Source organism: Nocardioides astragali (assembly GCF_024436375.1).
GTDB lineage: Bacteria > Actinomycetota > Actinomycetes > Propionibacteriales > Nocardioidaceae > Nocardioides > Nocardioides astragali.
On sequence record NZ_JAFMZM010000002.1, the window covers coordinates 268749 to 290346 of the forward strand.

Annotated in this window: 15 protein-coding genes; 10 read left to right on the forward strand and 5 right to left on the reverse strand. The window is 65.6% G+C overall.

Annotation, left to right across the window (positions count from 1 at the left end):
- Positions 1-28 precede the first annotated feature (28 nt).
- Positions 29-769 carry a polysaccharide deacetylase family protein gene (locus J3P44_RS06375; RefSeq protein WP_255889420.1) on the forward strand — a complete coding sequence of 247 codons (741 nt, stop codon included), beginning with the start codon at positions 29-31 and terminating at the stop codon, positions 767-769.
- 3 nt (positions 770-772) lie between these two features.
- On the opposite strand, the gene J3P44_RS06380 is transcribed toward J3P44_RS06375, so the two are convergent.
- On the reverse strand, positions 773-2440 hold the full coding sequence (locus J3P44_RS06380) for a PucR family transcriptional regulator (RefSeq protein ID WP_255889421.1): 1668 nt from the start codon (positions 2438-2440) through the stop codon (positions 773-775).
- A gap of 287 nt (positions 2441-2727) precedes the next feature.
- Here J3P44_RS06380 and J3P44_RS06385 point away from each other — a divergent pair, with 287 nt between their 5' ends.
- The 5 genes from J3P44_RS06385 to J3P44_RS06405 all read left to right on the forward strand — a co-directional run bounded on the left by J3P44_RS06385 (position 2728) and on the right by J3P44_RS06405 (position 7347).
- Complete coding sequence (locus tag J3P44_RS06385) at positions 2728-3945, forward strand: NAD(P)/FAD-dependent oxidoreductase (protein WP_255889422.1); 1218 nt, start codon at positions 2728-2730, stop codon at positions 3943-3945.
- Between the two features lie 114 nt (positions 3946-4059).
- Positions 4060-4959, forward strand: coding sequence for a nitrilase-related carbon-nitrogen hydrolase (locus J3P44_RS06390; protein WP_255889423.1), 900 nt, complete (start codon positions 4060-4062; stop codon positions 4957-4959).
- Positions 4960-5020: 61 nt separating this feature from the next.
- Positions 5021-5380: a EutQ-related cupin domain-containing protein gene (locus tag J3P44_RS06395; protein ID WP_255889424.1), complete on the forward strand. Its 360-nt coding sequence runs from the start codon at positions 5021-5023 to the stop codon at positions 5378-5380.
- A 213-nt stretch (positions 5381-5593) separates the two neighbouring features.
- Positions 5594-6193 (forward strand): MaoC/PaaZ C-terminal domain-containing protein, encoded by a 600-nt coding sequence (locus J3P44_RS06400; protein WP_255889425.1) that lies wholly within the window; start codon positions 5594-5596, stop codon positions 6191-6193.
- 35 nt (positions 6194-6228) lie between these two features.
- Positions 6229-7347: a nitronate monooxygenase gene (locus J3P44_RS06405; RefSeq protein ID WP_255889426.1), complete on the forward strand. Its 1119-nt coding sequence runs from the start codon at positions 6229-6231 to the stop codon at positions 7345-7347.
- Between the two features lie 442 nt (positions 7348-7789).
- Here J3P44_RS06405 and J3P44_RS06410 read toward each other — a convergent pair whose 3' ends face one another.
- From J3P44_RS06410 to J3P44_RS06425, 4 genes are all read right to left on the reverse strand, one after another.
- Positions 7790-9037 (reverse strand): ATP-binding cassette domain-containing protein, encoded by a 1248-nt coding sequence (locus J3P44_RS06410; protein ID WP_255889427.1) that lies wholly within the window; start codon positions 9035-9037, stop codon positions 7790-7792.
- Positions 9034-11010 (reverse strand): dipeptide/oligopeptide/nickel ABC transporter permease/ATP-binding protein, encoded by a 1977-nt coding sequence (locus J3P44_RS06415; protein WP_255889428.1) that lies wholly within the window; start codon positions 11008-11010, stop codon positions 9034-9036. Before J3P44_RS06415 ends, J3P44_RS06410 begins: the two co-directional genes overlap by 4 nt.
- A complete protein-coding gene (locus J3P44_RS06420) occupies positions 11007-11948 on the reverse strand; it encodes an ABC transporter permease (protein WP_255889429.1) in 942 nt (313 codons plus the stop codon). Before J3P44_RS06420 ends, J3P44_RS06415 begins: the two co-directional genes overlap by 4 nt.
- A gap of 113 nt (positions 11949-12061) precedes the next feature.
- The gene (locus J3P44_RS06425) at positions 12062-13861 is read right to left on the reverse strand and encodes an ABC transporter substrate-binding protein (protein ID WP_255889430.1); all 1800 of its coding nucleotides are present in this window, start codon (positions 13859-13861) and stop codon (positions 12062-12064) included.
- Between the two features lie 629 nt (positions 13862-14490).
- Between J3P44_RS06425 and J3P44_RS06430 the strand changes: the two genes are divergently transcribed.
- From J3P44_RS06430 to J3P44_RS06445, 4 genes are all read left to right on the forward strand, one after another.
- Complete coding sequence (locus tag J3P44_RS06430; RefSeq protein WP_255889432.1) at positions 14491-15402, forward strand: alpha/beta hydrolase; 912 nt, start codon at positions 14491-14493, stop codon at positions 15400-15402.
- Positions 15403-15593: 191 nt separating this feature from the next.
- Positions 15594-16622 (forward strand): ketol-acid reductoisomerase, encoded by a 1029-nt coding sequence (gene ilvC, locus J3P44_RS06435; RefSeq protein WP_308212226.1) that lies wholly within the window; start codon positions 15594-15596, stop codon positions 16620-16622.
- Positions 16623-16736: 114 nt separating this feature from the next.
- Positions 16737-18380: a CocE/NonD family hydrolase gene (locus J3P44_RS06440; protein ID WP_255890009.1), complete on the forward strand. Its 1644-nt coding sequence runs from the start codon at positions 16737-16739 to the stop codon at positions 18378-18380.
- Positions 18381-18631: 251 nt separating this feature from the next.
- The gene (locus tag J3P44_RS06445) at positions 18632-21514 is read left to right on the forward strand and encodes an FAD-binding and (Fe-S)-binding domain-containing protein (RefSeq protein WP_255889433.1); all 2883 of its coding nucleotides are present in this window, start codon (positions 18632-18634) and stop codon (positions 21512-21514) included.
- Positions 21515-21598 lie beyond the last annotated feature (84 nt).

Here is a 21598-nt window from a genome sequence, read left to right on the forward strand (position 1 = left end):
CACCTTCCGTTCGCACTCACAAAGCCTCATGTCACGCGGAGAGTTCGGTGCGGAGGTCGGCACGCCACGGCTGCTCGACTGTTTCGCCCGCTTCGGGATCACCACCACCTGGTGCGTGCCCACCCACACCATGCAGACCTTCCCGGACGCCTTCGAGGCGATCGTGGGAGCCGGCCATGAGGTGGCCGCCCACGGCGTGTACCACGAGTACATTCCGGCCCTCGACGCCGACGAAGAGCGACGGCTCATGCAGCTCCAGGTCGACCAGCACGTCAGCCTTACCGGTCAACGGCCACGTGGCTACCGTTCACCCGCGCTCGACGTGACTCCTCACACCCTCGATCTACTGGACGAGTTCGGGTTCGACTGGGACTCGTCCTTGATGGGGCGGGACTTCGTGCCGTACTACCCGCGCATGGTGGTCGACTTCGACGTCGAGCGGGGAAACTCGTTCGGACCCCCGAGCCGCGTCCTCGAGATACCCGTCGGGTGGGCTCTCGACGACTTTCCCGAGCTGGAGAGCTTCAAGGGCAGCCCACTCATGCAGAGCAACGAGACGGTCCTGGCCCGGTGGAAGGACAGCTTCGACTTCGCATATGAACGGTGTCCCGGAGGCGTCATCACGTGGACCCTGCACCCCCAGACGATCGGTCGCGCCCACAATCTCGTGATGCTGGAGCAGTTCATCGAGTACGTCAGCTCTCGCGACGGGATCTGGTTCCCCACCCTGTCCGAGGTCTGCGACGCTTGGAGTGACGAGCGAAGCTGACGGTCAGCCTCGGTCTGGCCCGAACACGACGCCGAGGCTGTCGAGCGTAGGGGGAGCGGCATCGCGCACGGAGCGGGGAGCCGCGATGTCTGCAGGTTGGTCCCCCGGTCCTCGCTTGGTTGGCAGATCCGGGGCGCTGACCTGCTCGAGCTCGAGCGCAGCCATCGCCAAGAACACGGAGGCGACCGCCGCGGGATCCCGGAGGTTGACTTCCAGAAGCTCTTCGACCTTCGCCAACCGGTAGCGCAACGAGTTGTGGTGGATGTTCAAGGCATCGGCGGCGGCGTTCATGTTCTGACCGTGTTGAAAGAACTGGCGCAACCCCTCGAGCAGCGGCTCTCGGTTCTCGAGAGGGCCCAAGAACTCCCGTGCCCATCGAGTCATGCGGGCCGAACCGACGTCGGAGAAGAGTCGAGTGGCGAAGTCGAAGTCCTCATAGCTCATGAGCCCAGTCCGGCGCCCGGCCCGACGCAGAGTCTGGACCGCGAGTTGCGCATCGTGGAACGACGTTGCGACATCTTCGATGGAGGCAACTTGGCGTCCGACGCCTACGAGGACGCTGGGCATCGTGTTGCTGGTGCTGACTATCGCCCGCCGCAAGGCTGCCGGCGACGCCTGCACCAGGAGCACGGTGAAGCGCTTCCGCTTGCTGACCAGATGTGGAACTGCTGCGTCCTCGAGGGAACTGGTCATCAGGTCAGTCGCCTCCTTCAGCGCAGGTTTGGCCCTGCCGGCGGCGCCCTGGCGTACTACGCGAACCACCACGGCCCGCATCTCCTCGGTCCACGACAGGCCAAGGCTCGCTACGCGACCCGACAGTTCCGGAGCGGCCGGCATGGGGACCAGCGCCAAAGCCTCTTCCAGGACAGCCGCTCGTACAGCTCGCTCCTGCTGACGCGTCACTGCTGACATCCGCTGGCTGGCTTCGACCAACGATGCCGCCACGTGCACGGCAGACGAGTCATAGGCGTTGGGGAACCCATCGCGCCTCGCAGTCACGACGAGCCATCCGAAGTAGCCACCCTGGTGACCAGCATCGTGGATCCTGTCCGCGACTCCAGTCCAACCGTCGACGTCAATCAGCTGGGTCTCCGCGGCCGTGTGACTTATCGCTTGGAACAGGGAGCTCAGCGGCAAGGGGCCCGTGGCGTGCACCGTCCGGCCGTGCTTGTCCACCAGCGCGGCCGTTGCGTTGCACGTGCTCTTGAGGCGATGGAGCAACGCAACGAGAGGATCCTCCTCTCCGAGCACCTGGGTCAGTGACCTCTGCAGCGCCGTGAGCCTTCGCGTGGCAGTATCGTTCCCCAGTGTTCGCGCCCCAGCGAAGAGCAGGACGATCTCCGCGGGATCGACCTCGGCGGCCTCGATGATCACGTGGGATCCAGCAATCTCTCGCAGGGCGGCAGGACTCATCGACGCCGGGTGCGTGAGAACGAGGACGCGGCTGACGTCGGAGCCCAGTCGCTCGATCGTCGCCTTGAGTTCTTGGCGATCCGCTTCCTGTACGGAGATCAGGACAACCTCGGGCACGGGTGAGGGCTCGCCCCAGGAGAGGATGCTGGCGCCGGAAACTAGACGGTCGAGGTCCTGACCGGCCGTGAGCAGGCGCGTGGTCGGACCCAGCTCAGCCACGAGCATCCCGACGGTGGTCCCGGGCACTTCAGCTGTCATCAGGGGACTTCCAGACGAGTTCCGGCATCAAACCCCTCCACCTTTGAGGTGAACCGTCATCCGGTCTCCTAGCGGAGGGACGAAGATCGAACCTGGACATGGTAAATATTCCAGTTCGTCGCGGATCATGCCAGTGTCTAGCGTGCAGACCAGAGGTCTCCGATGAGACTCGGACGCACAGAAACCGGGCGTTCAACAAGCAACCGTTACGGTTGCTCCAACAGCTGTCCGTGGAACACGTGGCACGCGAGTGCGAGCCACGCCCGGACCAGAGGAGAGGCGTGCCGATGAACCACGCGGACACCCTTGCCACAGCGGATGTGGTCGTCGTCGGAGCTGGTATCGCCGGCTTCTGCACCGCCTGGGAGCTGCGCAAGCGGGGATTCGGTGTCGCTCTCGTCGAGCAACGGTTCGCTGCTTACGGCGCCTCCGGCCGCAACCCCGGCGCCCTGTGGCTACAGACCCGGCGCACTGGTCTGGAGCTCGACCTCGCCCGAGCCGGCAAGTCCAAGTTCGGCGACTACCTGGACGTCCTCGGAGACGTGTTCGACTACCACGCGGCTGGTGGTCTGTTCTACTTCGAGTCGGAGGAGCAGGGCTCGATCATCGACGCCTACGTCAAGGAGCGTCAACAGGCTGGCCTCGACATCGAGATGGTCAGCCTCAAGGACGCCGCCAGCCTGTCGCCCATCCTCCCCGACAGCGCCATCGGGGCGGCCTACTGCAAGGACGACGCACAGGTCGATTGCTTGGCATTTGTCTCTGCCATGGAGTCCGCGTGCGTCAGAGCCGGGGTCCAGTTCTTCCGAAACACCGCGGTGTTGTCCACCAGCCGCGTGGGCGATCGGGTCACCGGGGTGCGCACCGTACGCGGCGAGATCTCGGCGTCGGGTGTGGTGTGGGCGACCGGCGCTTGGGCCACGACACTTCGGGCCGAGGGCATCGACGTTCCCGTCGAGACTGCACGCGTCGGACAACTGATGATGCAACCGGTCGAGAGCGGCGAGAGTCCAGCCTTGCACGGTCCCCGTGGCGTCTACGGGTGCGGCGCCCTGACCGACCTCCCCTCGTTCGACCCCACCTTCTTCGAGGGTCCCGCCCGCCATGGAGGTGACGAGGAGGAGGGTCTGCAGTTCGCTGACACTGCAGTGCTGAACCGGGGCGGCTCCCTCTACATCGGCAACAGCGTCGATGGGCGCGGGTCGCTGAACCCACACATCAGCCTGGATGCCACGCAGGTGATGGTCGATCTCGCCCGTGATCGGTATGCCCGGTACAAGAACTTCGGCGTGACGGGTCTGTGGGCAGGGCTGGGCAGCGAGACGCCCGACGACTTGCCCATCGTCGGAAGCATCGACGGGGCCTATGTCAACGTCGGCCACACATGGGGAGTCGCGAGCGGCCCCGTCTGCGGGGAAGTCATCGCTGCAGTCGTCGCAGGCGAGTCGAACCCGTTCGCCGCAGGGCTGAGTCCCGACCGACCCACACTGGGGGATCGCGTCTGATCGTTGCCCTGTAGAAGCCACGACGAAGTGCCGCCATCTGCGTTAACTCACCAATGGGGCGGCTCCCGGCCGAGCACTAGCGTGGCGGCCGCCGGCACTTCGAAGGGGAACTCCATGGCTACTCTCACGGTCGCAAGCGTCCAGTTCGCCCTACGGGCAGAGGGCACGCTCGAGGCGTACACCGCACACTTTGAGGTCCTGTTGCGACAGGCAGTCGACGCGGGAGCTGAAGTCGTCCTCTTCCCCGAGTTGGCCAGCACCGGGCTGTTGGGTGCGATCGACGATCATGACGTCACGACGTCGACCATCGCCGCGGACTATTGGGAGAGCCTCCCGCAGCACACCGAAGCCATCGTCAACGCGCTCATCGACATGGCAGCCCGCTTTCAGGTCGTCATCGTTGGGGGCAGTCACAACCGTCTAGCGGAGGACGGGACGCTTCGAAACACGGCCTACGTCATCCACCCCGACGGTCGCGTCGAGACCCAAGACAAGATCCACCTGACGCCGCAGGAGCATGCGCTCGGTGCGCGCGGCGGGGACGAGCTGCTCGTGACCAAGATCGGGCCCTTTACGGCGGGTGTGCTCATCTGTGCCGACATCCAGTTTCCGGAGCTGTCGCGACACCTTGTGCACAACGGAGTCGAGTTGATCTTCTGCCCCTCGCTGACGTGGAACCGGCGGGGGATCCATCGCGTGAAGACGGGCTGTGCGGCTCGAGCCATCGAGAACCAGCTGTTCGTCGTCATGTCTCCGCTGGTGGGCCACAGCGGACTGCCGCTGGATGCACCGATGCACGCAGTGGGTCGTGCTCTCATCTGCACTCCGGTCGACAAGACGATCGGGATCAACGACGGCATCCTGGCCGTCGCGCCGGACGACTCGGAACAAGTTCTTGTGGCGGAGCTCGACCACGACCTCCTCCTGGCCTCACGGGCCAACCCTGAGGCCCCCGGACTGGATCTGCGTCGTATGGATCTCTACGAGACGCTGCACGCTGCGCAGAACCAGTAGGCCCTCCTCCCGAACCCGCACGCCACTGGCGTCCAACCAGACCATCACTCAGGAGAGACCTGTGAGTCCTGCACCCGCATCCATGCCCACGTACGACGCCGCGAACGACAAGGAGTTCGGGCCGGCCACGATCGAGCACCGAACCGCCCACGCAGGCTTGCACGAGCTGGGCACCTACTTCATGGTCTTCAACGCCGACCATCACTCTGAGCCGTGGACGCTGCAGTACGAGGAGACCATCTTCGTCATCGAGGGACAAGCCCTTCTCTACGTCGACGATGGCGGTCACGAGAAGGAGCTCCGCGCAGCGCCAGGGGAACTCATCGTTCTCCCCAAGGGCTCAACCGTTCGATACGGCGGAGCCGTGGGAACGCGGTTGCTGCTCTCGATCTCTCCCGTCGACTGGAGGGCTCGCACATGACCCGCACCTACTCGATCGACGTCATCTCTGGGGCATCGGGCAGGAAGTGATGCCAGCCGCCGTGTCCTGCATGGGCGAAGTGGCGCAACCTCGCACGGCCGACCTCGGAGGAAGCGCAACAGGACCGAGTTCGCTGGCAGTGTGCGTCAGCTTGTAGCCGGCCAGCCGGCCAGCCGGTCCTTGTCCTCGATCCCAAGCCTCGCCGTTCTCTTCGTGATCCTCACAGTGGCCCCTGAGGGTTGCGCACCGGAAAGTGGTGGGCACACCTTCATTGCCGAAATCGCCGTGGCGGCTCGTCTCAGCAAAGCCGGCCCGACAGCTACGAAAAGGACGCCAGTGACTGACACCATCGAGCGCCACCCCGCGGTCCGCTACCTTGACCAGATCTCGGTCGGGGACGCTTGGCGGACAGGCGGAAGGACCATCACGGAGAGCGACCTCGTCACGTTTGGCACGTGGTCCGGGGACATGCACCCGCTGCACACCGACGAGGAGTACGCGCGTCGGACCGAGTTCGGAGGCCGCATCTTCCAAGGGCCAGGTGCCCTTGCCATCGCCTTCGGGCTCGAGATGAGCCTGGGCTGGAAGATGGGCTCGGCGATCGCGTTCCTGGGCATCAAGGAGTGGAACCTTCTGGGTCCGGTGCGCATCGGAGACACCCTCAGTGTCCGCGAGGAAGTCGTTGAGGTGCGGCCATCGTCTTCGAAGCCGGACAGGGGCATCGTCACCACGAAGGTCCAGGTGGTCAACCAGAACGGCGTCGTGTGCCAAGAAGGTCTCTGGGTCGTCCTGCTGTCGCGCAGCCCAGAGTGACGCTGGCGCCCAAAACATCGAGAAAGTGACACCACATGAAGACCGCTGCCGTCGCCGCGCTCGGGGCCGATCTCCCCATCTTTGCCTTCTCCCACTGCCGGGACGTCATCGCGGCCGTCACGAAGGCTGGGGGAGTGGGAGTGCTAGGTGCTGCCTGGATGACCCCCGAAGAGCTCGAGATGTCCATCGAGTGGATCGAGAACGAAGTCGGCGACAAGCCCTTCGGGGTCGATCTCGTCTTCCCTGGAACGTCGATCGACGTCGAGAAGAGCCCGGACGAGTACCTGGCCGCCATCCCTGAGGACTACATGTCCTTTGTGTCCGGCATGCTCGACCAAGCCGGCGTGGCCGACCTGTCCGAGCAGGACCGCCGCGACTTCATGATCGAGAACGCCCAGAAGATGGCCATGACGAACAAGAAGAGTCGTGACCAGCTCGACGTCTCGCTGGGGCGTTCGTCGGTCAAGCTGATCGTCGGCGCCCTCGGCGTCACGCCGTCGTACGTCGTGAACGAGGCGCACGCCAAGGGTGTGCAGGTGGGCGCTCTGGTTGGCAGCGGTCGCCATGCGGCGAAGCAACGCGATGCAGGCGTCGACCTGCTGGTGGCACAAGGGACTGAAGCCGGCGGCAGCGTGGGGTCCGTCGCCTCCATGGTCCTGTGGCCTCAGGTCGTCGAAGCCGCTCGAGGGGTGCCGGTGCTCGCTGCCGGCGGCGTCAGTCGAGGGTCCCACCTCCTGGCCGCGCTCTCTCTCGGATGCCAGGGCGTGTGGCTCGGGTCGCTCTGGCTCGGAACCGTCGAAGGCGAGCTCAGCGAGGAGATGCGCGAACGTCTGTACAGGGCAGAGTCGGAGGACGCCGTCATTGCGCGAGTGATGACCGGCAAGCAAGGACGCATGTTGTCGACCGAGTACGTCAAGAACTGGAATGCGCCAGACGCTCCGGCACCGCTCACGTGGCCCATGCAGTCGATCCTGAACGGCTACTCCTACAAGCGCGCCGAGCGCGGACGCAACCTGGACTACTGGACTTACGCCGTCGGGCAGGTCGTCGGCGACATGAAGGGGACGACCACTGTGCGCCGCGAGATCGAGCGCATGCTGAACGAGTACGGCGATGCTCTCGAGTCGCTCATGGAGGTCGCCGAGGCCGAGTGACCGCCGGTCCCGGCTGAGGTCGCTCGAGGCGCTACGCGTCCAGTCGACGAGTACTGAGCGAGACGAGCGCCGAGACGGTCATCGTCGGTGCTCTGTCGTGTCCCCCTGCTACGAGAAGGCGGCATCCGAGGGCTCAGAGGAGCCCGGCAACTGTCCGTCATGAAGCCGAACCTCATGGCCGTGAAGCAAGCCGAAGTGCTCGCGGACGTGAACGGGGTGGACCCACCGAGCACGCTCCTGCTCGCAGAGATCCCTGATGACTCGACGTCAAACCCGTACCCACCATCGCGGGACGCGGCGAAGCGACGTCAGGTCGAGTGTGGGCCCGCCTTGTCCCCGCCGGAGCTCTTGAGCGCGAAGGATGCTGCGTACCCTTCTTCGTCGCGCGTATGTGCATCCCTCGTGTCGGCCACCAGCATGACCGGAGCCGCGTCCTGCTCCCTCACGGTCGTCCGGTCGTGGCGCGGTGCTCGGCAACACGTGTGTCGTCGAAAGACGCCACGACGGAGACCGCACGTTCGCGTTGGCGGCTGTCGATGGCCACCAGGATCTCTCGGCACTGGGCGGCGAAGTGCAATGCGCGATCGTTCTCCGCTAGCGATCGACAGAGCCGCTCTCGTGCGTCGGCCACGCGGCGATTCACGACCTCGGACGTCATCGCGGCCGATGTGCGGGGAGCCAAGTCCAGGATTGCGGCACGCAACCGAACGAGCTTGTCGAGCGCGACAGGCTCGTGTGTGAACTCGTTGAGGACACGGGCAAAGCCTCCCGTCGCGCCACTGAGCGGTTCGGCAAGCGCTTCGATGACGGCTTGGATCTCCAGCGCGTGCAGCGCGTGCACGTCCGCATCCGTCCCACCTGCCTCCAGTCGCGCCATCGCCCGACGCGTTTCTCGCCTGGCCTCCTGTACCTCAGCGTCTGAGCCCGGCGACGCCGCAATCAGCTTGCGGGTGTAGGGATGCGTGGGGTGGTCGGTCACCTCTCGGGCCCCACCCTCCTCCACCAGGTGGCCGTGCTCGAGGACGGCGACCCGGGTGCTCATGTGACGCACTACGGACAGGTCGTGGGTGATGAAGAGGTATGTCACACCACTGTCAGCCTGCAGTTCGAGGAGCAGGTTCAGAACCTGCGCCTGGACTGAGAGATCCAGAGCTGACACGGACTCGTCGCACACGACCAGCCGTGGTTCGGGCAGGAGCGCACGGGCGATCGCGATCCGCTGCCGTTGGCCGCCAGAGAACTGCGCGGGGAACCTCTCGAGCGCCGAACCGTCCAGGCCGACCCGTTCCAGCATCGCCACGACGCGGGTACGTCGGTCCTGGCGCGACATGCGGGGGAGGTTCGTCAGCGTCTCGCTGACTGTCTGCTCAATGGTGCGGTGCGGGTTGAATGAGCTGTAGGGATCCTGGAACACCGCTTGAATCTGCGTGCTGAGCGTGCGACGGTCCCGGGCCGCGAGGCGAGTGATGTCGCGGCCGTCGAACGTGATCGAACCGTGCTCCGGTCGGACCAACCCGAGCACACAACCCCCCAGTGTCGACTTGCCGGAACCGGACTCGCCGACCAGGCCCAGCGTCTCGCCAGCGCCGATCGCGACAGAGACCCCGTCCAGTGCAACCTTGTCCTTGCGCCGGCCCCGTCCGCGGTAGACGACGCCGAGATCATTGACCTCGAGCAGGAGCTTGTTCACCGGACGGCCTCCAGCGTTGACGGAACGAGGACACACCGTGCGGACACACCGCCGGTCGTAGGCACCAGTGGCACCGGCGCGGTGAGGCAGCGGTCCTGCACCAGGCCGCACCGTGCGGCGAACCGGCACCCGGTGGGCCAGGAGCCGGGGGCCGGAACGCTGCCTGAGATGACCGGGAGGAGCTGTCGCGGCTCCGCGCCGACCGAGGACGACCTCAACAGTGCTTGCGTGTAGGGGTGGTGCGGGTTGCTCACGAGGTCACGGACGGGTGCTGTCTCGACGACTTCCCCGGCGTACATCACCATGGCGCGATCGCACGCCTCCGCCACCACACCCCAGTCGTGGGTCACCAGGATGAGCGCCATGCCGCTCTGCTCGCGCAGGTCGCGGAGGAGGTCGAGGATCTCCGCTTGGACCGACACGTCGAGCGCGGTCGTTGGCTCGTCGGCGACGAGCAGGTCGGGTTCCCCAGCGAGTGCCCGCGCGATGGCGATGCGCTGCGCCATCCCGCCGGACAATTCATGCGGGTACTTGCGGCCGACCACCTCGGCTTCGGGCAGACGTACGCGGCTCATCAGGTCGTGCGCCACCGCCTTGGACTCCGCGCGTCCGGTCCCGCGGTGCAGTCGTACGGCCTCCTGCAGCTGGTGTCCGACCGTGAATGCAGGGTTGAGGCTCGAGATCGGCTCCTGGGAGATGAAGGCGATCCCGGTTCCGCGGACGGCGTTCATCTCGCTCTCCCCGAGGGTCGTCAGCTCGACCCCGCGGAAACCGATTGACTCGGCGACGACACGCGCGCCCATGGGCACCACCCGCAGGACCCCGGAGATCGTCATGGACTTGCCGCAGCCGGATTCTCCGACGATCCCCAGCGCTTCCCCCGGACCGACGTCGAAGCTCACGCCGTCGACGATGCGCACGTGGGACCTCCCTCGGGGCAGGTCGAGCGACAGGCGCTTCACGCTCAGCACCGGCGCGGGTCTGTCGGTCTCCAACTCGACGCCCTTCACCTCGGCGGGCGCCGGGCGCCGGTCCTCGCGCTCGACCACAGGGGTCAACGCGCGCCAGCTGTAGGCACTGACCGAACCACTCGCGCGGCCGGCGTAGGCGTCCCGGATGCCGTTGCCGATCAGGGTCAGCGACAAGGCGACGACGGCAATGATCCCGCCGCTCGGAACGAGCATCCACGGCGCAAGGACGATCGCCTGCTGCGCGTCCGTGACCATGTTCCCCCAGCTCGGGTTCGGCGGGACGACGCCCAGACCCAGGAAACCGATCGCGGCCTCGACGAGGCACGCGAGGGCAGCGACGAGACTGATCTGCGTGAGCGCCGGACCGGCGACGGCAGGCAGGATGTGTCTCATGATGATCTGCCGGCTGTTCAGTCCGGCCACCCGAGCTCCTGCGACGTACGGTTCTTCGCGCACGGCGACCGTGGCCGAGTAGACGACACGGATCAGCGTCGGCGACATGATGATGCCCAGGGTGATCATGGCCGCGGTCTCGTTCTGGCCGAAGATTGCCAGCACGACCAGCAGGAGAACGAGCCCCGGGACGGCGAGCAGCACGTCGCATACCCGCATCACAAGAACCTCGACCCCACCCTGCAGGGTCCCGGCCAATAGACCCAGCGTCATCCCGATCAGGGTGCAGACGGTAGTGGCCTGGACGACACCGAGTAGCGTCACGCGGCCGCCGTGGAGCATGCGGCTGAGGATGTCGCGTCCCAGCTGGTCCGTGCCGAGTAGATGGTCCGCGGAGGGCAGGGCATAGATGTTGAGCAGGTCCTGCTCCATCGGCCCGGAGGGCGACAGCAGCGGCGCGAAAACCACGGCCAGCACCACGAGGAACAGGACGGCCGCGGACCCGACCGTCAAGGGCTGCCTCGCGAGTCGGCGCAGGAAACCGGCATCCCGTTCGGCTGCGGCGCGCAGTTCCGCGTCGGCGGAGGCGCCCTCGATGACCGCGCTCATCTGGCCATCACCTTCGGGTTGAGGAGTCCATGAGCGACATCCGTGAGCAGAAAGACCACCACGACCATGGCTGTGTAGAAGACCGCCAACCCCTGGATGACAGGCAGGTCGTGGTTTGCCGTCGAGGTCACCATCTGCGAGCCCAACCCCGGCATGGCGAAGATCTGCTCCATGAGGATGGTGCCCCCGAGCAAGCCGACGAAGACGAGACTGATCATGGTCAGCACCGGACCGGCGGCGTTCTTGGCGATGTGCTTGAACACGATCCGCTTCCACGGATAGCCGTTGGCCCGCAGACTGCGCACGTAGTCGCTGCGCATCGCAGCGAGCATCTCCGCCCGCGTCACGATGGCGACCAGCGCGGCCTCGCCGAAGGCCAGCACGCCAACGGGGAGGGCGAGCGAAAGCGCCCAATCGCTCGGCGAGTCTCCGAACGGCACGTAGCCCGACACCGGGACCCACATCAGGTTCACCCCGAAGATCACGCCGGCGATCATGGCCAGCCAGAACGTCGGCAGGCCTCGGACCAGGACGGCGAGCACCTCGACGACGCGGCCGGCGAAACCGCCACGGACGGCGGCGACCATCCCGCTGCAGACGCCGATCACGATGACGAGGAGGAGTGCTCCCACTGCCAGGGACAGCGTCACCGGGAGTCGTGCGGCCAGAAGCTCGGTGACCGGTCGACCGCTGACGATCGAGCTGCTGAGGTCGCCGGCGACGGCGCGCTGAAGCCACGACCAGTACTGGACGAGCACGGGTTGATCAGCTCCGAGCTGGCGGTTCAACTCGCGGACCGCCTCAGGTGTCGCGCTCGACCCCAGCATCGACTCGGCGACGCTTCCGGGAGCCAAGGAGCCGAGCACGAAAACGATGAGCGAGATGATCACCATCAGGGGAGCAGCAAGCAGGAGCCGACGCACTATCACTCCGAGCATTCGACTCTCCTAGGTGTCAATCTCGCGGCCTGGCTTGTCAACATGGCACTGCTTCTCGTGAAGACCGCCGGGGCGGGGCGTGGACCCCGCCCCGCCCCGGCAGTGTCGGGACCTCAATCAGCGGGCTTCCACGAAGGTACGTCGAAGTTTCCGTTCGCGTCGGACTCGCCGATGTCGACGCCCTTGGAGTAGAGGAAGCGCGGCGAGTAGGTGAGCGGGATGTACCACGCCTTCTCGGTCATGACCTCGTTGAACTGTCGCGCAGCTTCCTCGTATGTCGCGTCGTCGGCGGACTGCAGCTCGGCGTAGGCCTTCTCGAGGTCGGGGTCCTCCGACAGGAAGGGGTTGAGAACCGCGGAGAACGGGAGCTTGTAGAGGCGGTTGGAGTTGAGCGGCACGTCCCCCAGGATCGCCCACGACGCTGCGCCCAAGGGGTACTTCTTCGATGCGATGTCGGTGAAGAAGGTGGTCTCGGGTGCATTCTTGAGCTCCACGTTCACGCCGATCTGGGCGAACTGGTCGACGGATGCGATCAAGGCGTTCTTTGACTCGACGTCATCGGAGTTCACCAGCATCGTGACCGAGAAGCCGTCCGCGTACCCCGCCTCGGCCATCAGCTTCTTGGCTTGCTCCACGTCATAGGTGTACTTCGACGGCAGATCCGGGTCGGCACCTACGTAGCCGGGCAGTCCGAACTGGTCGAGCGGCTCGGTCGCCGGCCCGACCGCCTTGGCGAGGTTCTCCCGGTCCAGAGCGAGCGCCATAGCGGTTCGCACGCGAACGTCGGCGAGCGGCTCGGACACCTCGCCGTCGCGGTCCCAGACAAAGATCCCAGCACCCCACGGGGCCATTTCGGTGACGTCGAAACCCTTGGACTCCGCCTGCGCGAGAAGCGCCTCCCCGCCCGTCCAGTCGACCTGGACCTCACCGGTCGCCAGTGCGTTGAACGCGGTGTTGGGGTCCCCGATGACTCGGAGAACGATCTTCTTCCAGTTCTGGCGGGACTTTTCGAAGTAGTTCGGGTTGGGAGTGAAGGTGTAGTGGTCCCCGGGCTCGCTCTCGTCCGCAACGTAGATGTACGGCCCGGCGCCAAACATGTCCGTCTTGAGCTTCTCGGGATCCTTCAGTCCGGCTGCGCTGATGACAAGGCCGTTGTTGCACTGCGTGCTCGAGAAGAGAGACTCGAAGCCTCGGAACGGCTCCTCGTAGGTCACCTGCACCTGGCCCTCGCCCAAGGCCTTCACCGTCATGGGCTTGAGGTAGCCGTCATTCAGGCCAGGGGTGGACTTGTAGTAGTTCAGGGTGTCCACGACCGACTGAGCGGTCAGGTCGGTCCCGTCGGCGAACTTCACACCTTCCCTGATCGTCATCGTGAAGACGGTGTTGCCCTCTGAGTACTCCCAGGACTCCGCGATTCCGGGTGCGTAGTCGCCCGACTCCGAGATACGGATGAGCGGCTCGTAGGCAAGCTCAAACAGGGGGCTGGAGCAGTTCAGGGGAAGGTCGAAGCTCTCCGGCGTCCAGCCCGGGAGCGCGATCGTCAAGGTGTCGGACTTGGCCGACTCGGACGACGACGAGTTGCCTTCGCCTCCACATGCGGTCAGCAGTGCGACGCACATCGCAATCACCACCCAGGTTGTCCTGCGCCGACCGCTCGCGCGGTCTCGTGTCACTGCCAGCATTGCGAGTCTCCTTCGAGGTGTGCGGGTTCGACCGCCGGTCCGAGAATGCTCAGTCCGGGTGCATGCGCCGAGGCTGCACGCCGGGAGGGCTCCGGCGACCTGGTCGGCATATGTCCGACGCCACACAGCATGCGCGGGTGTGCGGTGGGTCACTACCATCACGGGATGGAATTGGAGTGGTCGACTTCCTACACGCGTCGGATGAAATCCGATGGTCGCGCCGAAGCCCAAGCAACACACAGCCGGCACGGCACTGATGTGCCCGAAGCGCGGCACTGAGCGGGAGATCAGGCGTCGGGTTTGGGGTTCTGACGAAGATGAAGCGGGGCGTCGAGCCGTCGAGGCAGCGGTTGTCACGGGACGAAGTCATCGCAGAGGTTGCTCGCAGGGTTCGACAGCCGTAGGAGGAATCGGCGTCCCTTCGGGGCGCTCGTGACGCGCTGGGTACCCGATCGTCGGTCGCACGCGTGTCTGGCACCAGCGTGAATCGACCAACGATGGCGGATCGTGCTTGCGCTTTTCACAACCCCTCGTCTCAGCTGCTGAGGTTCGGCGACCTCCGTCGGCGGCGGGGGGCGGGACGGCCCGAATGCTGGACCCCTGGCGTCGCTGGGCTGAACATGTTGAGGGCTTCACCTGCGCCTGGGATCGGACCCGCGACCGCTGTCAGGAGAAGGTAGGACTCATCACCTGTAGCAAACGCTGTCTGGCGACTTCGTCCGGTGTTCATGGTGGCAGGATCGTCGAGCAGGCATCCTGCCCGTACGTATGTCCGTGCCGAGGCGAAAGATGTGTGAACCATGACAGGACCCCAAGGTGCCACCGTCGAGATGCGTGCCGTTGACACAACCGATGCGCAGATGAGCGAGGAGGAGGAGTGGGCCCTCTTCTTCCAGCTGGACATCTCTGGGCAGGACAAGGCGGTCTATGTGCGGTCCTGGGACCGGACGTCCGACTACTCGCTGTCACCGGACTCGCTGCCTCAGGAGGGCGTCCCGGCGGGACAGCTGTTGAAGTTTCGCTGGACCAGTCATCTGGTGTACCCGGGCGTCGAACGTGACGTGTGGTTGTACCTCCCGCACGGGGTCGACGAGCACGACACCGTCAATCTGATCGTCTTTCAGGACGGGTCGTCCTACTTCGGCTTCCAGGTCAACGCCACTCATGTGCTGGACAATCTGATTCACCGCGGCGAGATCCCCATGACGGCTGCACTCTTCGTCAACCCCGGCGAGACCGGCCCCGGCTACCCCTTCTACGGGGGAGACGACAACAGGAGCATCGAGTACGACAGTGTCAACGGTGACTACGCCCGATTCGTGGTCGAGGAGTTGCTCCCGGTCGTCCGCACGCGCGTGAACCTCACGGATGACCCCGCCGGTCGAGCCATTTGCGGGATGTCCTCAGGGGGCGCCTGCGCACTCACCGCGGCGTTCCACCGCCCCCAAGACTTCGGTGTGGTCATCTCTCACTGCGGCAGCTTCATCGCCATCCGTGGGGCCAACCAGCTGCCAGCCATGATTCGCCAGACGCCGCGCAAGCCCATACGGGTGTGGCACCAGACAGGCTCAAGGGACGTGGACGCCATCTTCGGCAGCATTCCGCTCGCGAACCAGGACCTCGCCTCAGCCCTTGCCTACCGCCGCTACGACTCGAAGTTCGAGTTCGGGAACGGGGGACACTCCCTCCGGCACGCTGGCGCCGTGTTTCCCGAGACCCTCAGGTGGGTCTTCCGGGATCAGCCGGTCGACCAGGCACCGATCTCGCGATGACCCACGCTCGCCCTGCAGAGCCTCTCGATCTTCTTCGACACGAGTAGTAAATCTCGGGTCGAGTCTTCTGCCGGTGTCGGTAGTCCTGCGCCAAGTTCTGAACGACGGTTGACCGCAACAGTGGCTGGCGTCGATCGGCGTCGCGAGCCATGCAGCCTCGCTCGATCGAGCCAGCAGAAGGAGAGCCCCCAGTGGCTGAGATGTTCTACGACGACGACGCCGACCTGAGCCTGATCCAGGGCAAGAACGTCGCCGTGATCGGCTATGGCAGCCAGGGCCACGCCCACGCGCTGTCGCTGCGCGACTCCGGCGTCGACGTCCGGATCGGCCTGCAGCCGGGCTCGAAGAGCCGTGACAAGGCCGAGGCCGAGGGCCTGCGCGTCCTCACCCCTCGCGAGGCGGCGGAGGAGTCCGACCTGATCGTGATCCTCGCCCCCGACCAGCACCAGCGCAAGCTCTATGCCGAGGAGATCGAGCCGGCGCTCACCCCGGGCGACACCCTGGTGTTCGGCCACGGCTTCAACATCCGCTTCGGCTACATCACCCCGCCCGACGGCGTGGATGTGTTCATGGTCGCCCCCAAGGGTCCCGGCCACCTCGTGCGTCGTGAGTACGTCGACGGCCGCGGCGTCCCGGTCCTGGTCGCGGTGGAGAAGGACGAGTCCGGCAAGGCCTGGGACCTCGCCCTCTCCTACGCCAAGGCGATCGGCGGCCTGCGTGCCGGCGGCATCAAGACCACCTTCACCGAGGAGACCGAGACCGACCTGTTCGGCGAGCAAGCCGTGCTCTGCGGCGGTGCCTCGCAGCTGGTGATGTACGGCTTCGAGGTCCTCACCGAGGCCGGCTACCAGCCCGAGGTGGCCTACTTCGAGTGCCTCCACGAGCTCAAGCTGATCGTCGACCTGATGTACGAGGGCGGCATCGCCAAGCAGCGCTGGTCGGTCTCCGACACCGCCGAGTTCGGCGACTACGTCTCCGGTCCCCGGGTCATCACGCCGGACGTGAAGAAGAACATGGAGGACGTGCTCGCCGACATCAAGAGCGGTGCCTTCGCCGAGCGCTTCATCACCGACATGGACAACGGCTCCCCGGAGTTCACCGAGTTCCGCAAGAAGGGGGAGACCCACCCCATCGAGCAGACCGGCCGTGAGCTCCGCAAGCTGATGGCCTGGGTGAAGTCCCACGACACCGACTACGTCGAGGGCACCGCCGCGCGCTGACCCCGACACCCAGAACCATCGGGGCGGCCCCCACCGGGGCCTTGCAGCGAGACCATGCAGGAAGGGTGAGAGTGGATGTCTGGCGCTTGCATCGAGTACGACGTTCCGGTCGAGATGCGTGATGGGACTGTCCTCCGGGCGGATGTCTACAAGCCTGCGGGAGACGGCCCGTGGCCGGTCATCGTGGCGAGGACTCCGTACGACAAGTCTGATCCATATGTGACCATGCTGCTCGATCCGCTTCTTGCGGTCAGGCACGGCTTGATCGCAGTGATCCAGGACGTGCGTGGGCGTTATGCGTCCGAAGGAGAGCTTTTCGTCCCGCTCGCCTCGGAGGCACAGGACGGCGCTGACACAGTCGGGTGGGCCGCCCGGATGGAGGGTTCGACAGGCCGAGTCGGCATGTGGGGACCGAGCTACTTGGGCAACGTCCAGTGGCAGGCCGCAGCTCAGCGCCCGCCAGCACTGGGCGCGATCGCCCCGTCTATCACTTTTCGCACTGCAGAGGGGCTCACCACTCGAGGGGGCGCGCGTGAGCTTGGCCTCTGCCGGCCTTGGAGCGTCTATGCCGGCTTCGACGCGCTCATGCGCCGGCACACGGATGACGCCGAGGCGTCGGAGCGCGCCCTCGGCGAGCTCATCGCGGCGGCCGATGGGCTGCCCGGGCCTACCTACGACGAGCTGCCGACAGGAACAACCGCTGAGACGGACCCACTTGTTGCTCGGTTGGGATTGCCGACCTTTGATGTGGCCGCCGCCGATGTGTCGCATCACCAGTCGAGCGTCGAGGTGCCAGTGCTGAACATGGGCGGCTGGTTCGACGTGTTCCTGCAGGGCACCATCGACAACTTCGTCCACGGCGGACCCGAGGATCGTCTGGTCATCGGACCCTGGAACCACATGTCGTCCTCGCCCCAGCAGGGCGAGCTGAACTTCGGCACTGCTGGCAGCGGCGCGGGGGTGGACCTGGGGCCCTCGCTGGCGAGCCTGACGTTCGACTGGCTGCACGCGCGGCTCGTGGACCAGCCGAGCGAGGATCAGCCGAGCGAGGACCAGCCGAGCGAGGACCAGCCGAGCGAGGACCAGCATCGAGTCAAGATCTTCACGATGGGTGCCAACCGCTGGCGCGCAGAGCCTGATTGGCCGCTGGAGCGCGCCAGGGACACGCGGTTCTACCTGGTACAGAGCGGTCTCAGCGGCGAGGTCCCCTCCGGTCAGAGTGGTGAGGAATCCTTCACGTACGACCCTGCCGACCCGGTGCGGACTATGGGTGGGTGCACGCTGCTCGAGCACCCGCCCGCGGGGACCTTCGACCAGTCGGGCATCGAGTCCCGTGACGATGTCCTGGTGTTCACGTCCGACCCTCTGTCAGAGGCTGTCGAGGTCACCGGGCGGGTCACGGCGACGATCCTGGTCTCCACAGATGTTTCAACGACTGACTGGGTCGTCCGCGTGTGTGACGTACATCCGGACGGCGCCTCCTACAACGTCTGCGACGGAATCACCCGTGTGGCGGCGGTGCCCGGCGAGGTCCGCTCCGTCGAGGTGGACCTGTGGTCGACGAGCATGCTGTTCAAGAAGGGCCATCGCATCCGTGTTGACGTGACGTCCAGCTCGTTCCCCCGCTGGGACCGCAACCTGAACACGCTGGACGGTCCCACCACGGGTGAGATGAGGGTGGCCATGCAAACAGTGCACCTGGGTAGCGGCTCTTACGTCACGCTGCCGATCATCCCCGTTGCTGAAGACGTCTTGTAGTTCGGGGCTACCGTGCCGCTTTTCAGTCCGGCTCTTGGTAGATCGTCCGAAGTCGCTCATCCCGGATAGGGAGGTCAACAGTTCCCTCGCGTCGACTGTCCGGCGATGATGTGAGTGCAGTCCGGGTTGAGGCGCGGTGGTCGCCTCCATCAGTCCACGCGCCGATTCTCGGATGGTGAGGTGACAGCCGTGGAGTGGCCTATCGCAGCCTTCGAGGGTTCGGACGCGGAAACGCCAACAGGTAGGACGTAGTGGCCGAAACACTTGGGGAGCGCGGAGACACCGTCGGAGCCCTCGCCCAGATGCGCCGGGATGGGGTCGTCGTCGACGACAGCTCCCTCACGGGATCCCTCTACTCCTCAGACGCCTCCGTCTATCGACTCGTGCCGGCAGGGGTGGCCTTCCCGCGAACGGCGGACGAAGTTGAAACAATCGTGCGCGCCTGTCGCGATCACGATGTCCCACTCACCAGTCGAGGTGCAGGAACATCGATTGCCGGCAACGCGATCGGCACAGGCATCATCATCGACCACAGCAAGCACCTGAACTCGGTGTTGAGCATTGACACTGAACAGCGGTCGGCTCGTGTCCAGCCAGGTGTCGCCCACGCAACTCTTCAACGCCACGCGGCCGTTCACGACCTCAGGTTCGGTCCCGATCCGTCGTCGCACACCCGGTGCACGATCGGGGGAATGATCGGCAACAACGCGTGTGGGTCGCGAGCTCTGGGATACGGGAGAACCAGTGACAACGTTCGCGGGCTCCACGTTCTGACCGCGTCCGGTGAGCACATCCGCACCGGAACCCTCGCCTCGCCCGAACACTCGAACTCCCGGACGCTGGATGAGTTGCGCGACACCGTCGCCGGTTCCTTGGCGACGATCCGAACCGAGTTCGGACAGTTCGGCCGGCAAGTCTCCGGATACTCGCTCGAGCACCTGTTGCCCGAGAACGGCTTCGACGTCACCAAGGCGCTGGTCGGGACAGAGGGAACTCTCGGTGTCATCCTGGAAGCCGATGTACGCCTCGTTCGAGATGCGCCCCATCGAGTCATGATCGTCCTCGGCTTCACCGACATGATCGCCGCCGCGCACGCGGTCCCGCACATCCTGCCGTTCTCCCCGATTGCGTGCGAAGGGCTCGATCGTCGGATCACCGACGTCGTCGCCGCCACACGTGGTCCCGCAGCCGTGCCCGAACTCCCCGCCGGGGGCGGCTGGTTGTTCGTGGAGCTCGCCGGCGACAACCTCGACGAGCTTCTCGCATCCGCAGGTGCCGTCCGGGCCGCGAGCGGAGCACTCGACGGGCGACTCGTTCGCCTGCCTGCAGAGAACGCGGCTCTGTGGAAGATTCGCGAGGACGGGTCCGGTCTGGTGGCGCGCACGCCGAGTGGGCGGCCCGCACACGCCGGGTGGGAGGACGCGGCGGTGCCGCCCAGCCGTCTCGCCGCTTACCTCACCGAGTTCGAGGCGCTCCTGAGGAGCTACCGCTTCCATGGCGTGCCTTACGGACACTTCGGGGACGGATGTGTCCACGTCCGTATCGACTTCGATCTCGACGACGACTCAGGCAGGCAGCGTTTTCGGGACTTTCTCGGGGATGCGGCTCGCCTCGTCGCGGCCCACGGGGGATCCATCTCGGGCGAGCACGGCGACGGCCGAGCTCGAGGCGACCTTCTCCAGTACATGTACTCGAAGGACGCCATCGACCTCTTTCGTGAGGTCAAGAGGGTCTTTGACCCCACAAGCCTTCTCAACCCGGGCGTCATCGTCGAACCCGCCGCTGCGACCGCGGACGTTCGCTACACGACACCATCGACCAAGCCGCGCACACTCGAATTTCTCTACCCGCACGATGCGCAAGATCTGTTCGGCGCTGTCCATCGATGCACGGGTGTCGGACGATGTGTCGCTCCGAACCCGGGCAATGGCGTCATGTGCCCGTCATTCCAAGCGACCCACGACGAGAAGGACTCGACTCGTGGACGGGCCCGGGTGCTACAGGACGCCATGGCGGGACATCTCGGACCGGACGGTCTCCGGTCGCCCGAGGTCCACGAGGCGCTGGATCTGTGCTTGGCCTGCAAAGGATGCAAGTCGGACTGCCCGACCGGCGTCGACATGGCCACGTACAAGTCTGAGGTTCTCCACAAGAAGTACCGGCGTCGTCTGCGTCCGAGGAGCCACTACTCCTTGGGTCGCCTCCCGACGTGGCTCAAGCTCGCTCATCATGTCCCGTGGCTGTTCAACCGGGTGGGTAACGCAGACATGTTGCGAAAGCCGCTCGCGTGGACCGCCGGGATCGACAGCCGTAGGGACATCCCGCAGATCGCCACTCGCGCGCGCCGCAAACATTGGCGATCCTCGGTCGTCGGTGCGGCCGACTCGGTGTCTCGGATCGGGGCCACCTCGACAGAGCCCGACAAGTCGGTCGTCCTCTTCGTCGACACGTTCACCGACAACTTCAGTCCTCAGATCGCCGAGGCGATCATTGAAGTCCTCACGGACGCCGGTTACCGGGTGCATCTCCCTACACGATCGTTGTGCTGTGGGCTGACATGGATCTCAACCGGTCAGTTGGATGGCGCGCGACGGCAGCTGGAGCGGACCATGCATGGCCTTCTGCCGTATGTGTCAGGCGGAATGAAGGTGGTTGGCATCGAACCGTCGTGCACGGCAACCCTCAGATCCGACCTCACGGAGCTCGTAGACAGCCCGGAGGCGCTGTTGGTGGCGGAGTCAGTCGTCACGTTGGCTGAGCTGCTCACGGCAGACTCCGACTACCTTCCTCCCGACCTGTCCGCGGTGGAGGTCCTCGCGCAACCGCACTGCCACCACCACGCCGTCATGGGGTGGGACACCGATCGGGCCCTACTCGAACGAGGCGGCGCTCGCGTACGAACCGTGGGCGGCTGCTGCGGCCTGGCGGGCAACTTCGGGGCCGAGCGTGGGCACTACGACATATCCCTGGCAGTCGCCGAGACACAACTACTGCCGGCCCTGCGTGACGCGAGCGCAGACACGGTTTTTCTGGCCGACGGGTTCTCCTGTCGGACACAGCTGGAAGCCGTCTCGACGACGCGGGGACTGCACTTGGCGGAAGTCTTGCGACGGGGCGAACCCGCAGGCCTCTGACACGCGCTGACGATCAGGGCGTCGTGTCCAGCTTCGCGGGAGCGAAGCGGTTCTGGCCGGGGGTACGGGTCGATGTGCGCGTGC

Excerpts from the sequence above, each read along its gene's own strand:
- J3P44_RS06385 (WP_255889422.1), top strand. The coding sequence starts at position 2,728 with ATGAACCACGCGGACACCCTTGCCACAGCGGATGTGGTCGTCGTCGGA.
- J3P44_RS06405 (WP_255889426.1), top strand. The coding sequence starts at position 6,229 with ATGAAGACCGCTGCCGTCGCCGCGCTCGGGGCCGATCTCCCCATCTTT.
- J3P44_RS06375 (WP_255889420.1), top strand. The coding sequence starts at position 29 with ATGTCACGCGGAGAGTTCGGTGCGGAGGTCGGCACGCCACGGCTGCTC.
- J3P44_RS06415 (WP_255889428.1), bottom strand. The coding sequence starts at position 11,010 with ATGAGCGCGGTCATCGAGGGCGCCTCCGCCGACGCGGAACTGCGCGCC.
- J3P44_RS06380 (WP_255889421.1), bottom strand. The coding sequence starts at position 2,440 with ATGACAGCTGAAGTGCCCGGGACCACCGTCGGGATGCTCGTGGCTGAG.
- J3P44_RS06440 (WP_255890009.1), top strand. The coding sequence starts at position 16,737 with ATGCGTGATGGGACTGTCCTCCGGGCGGATGTCTACAAGCCTGCGGGA.
- J3P44_RS06420 (WP_255889429.1), bottom strand. The coding sequence starts at position 11,948 with ATGCTCGGAGTGATAGTGCGTCGGCTCCTGCTTGCTGCTCCCCTGATG.
- J3P44_RS06390 (WP_255889423.1), top strand. The coding sequence starts at position 4,060 with ATGGCTACTCTCACGGTCGCAAGCGTCCAGTTCGCCCTACGGGCAGAG.
- J3P44_RS06430 (WP_255889432.1), top strand. The coding sequence starts at position 14,491 with ATGAGCGAGGAGGAGGAGTGGGCCCTCTTCTTCCAGCTGGACATCTCT.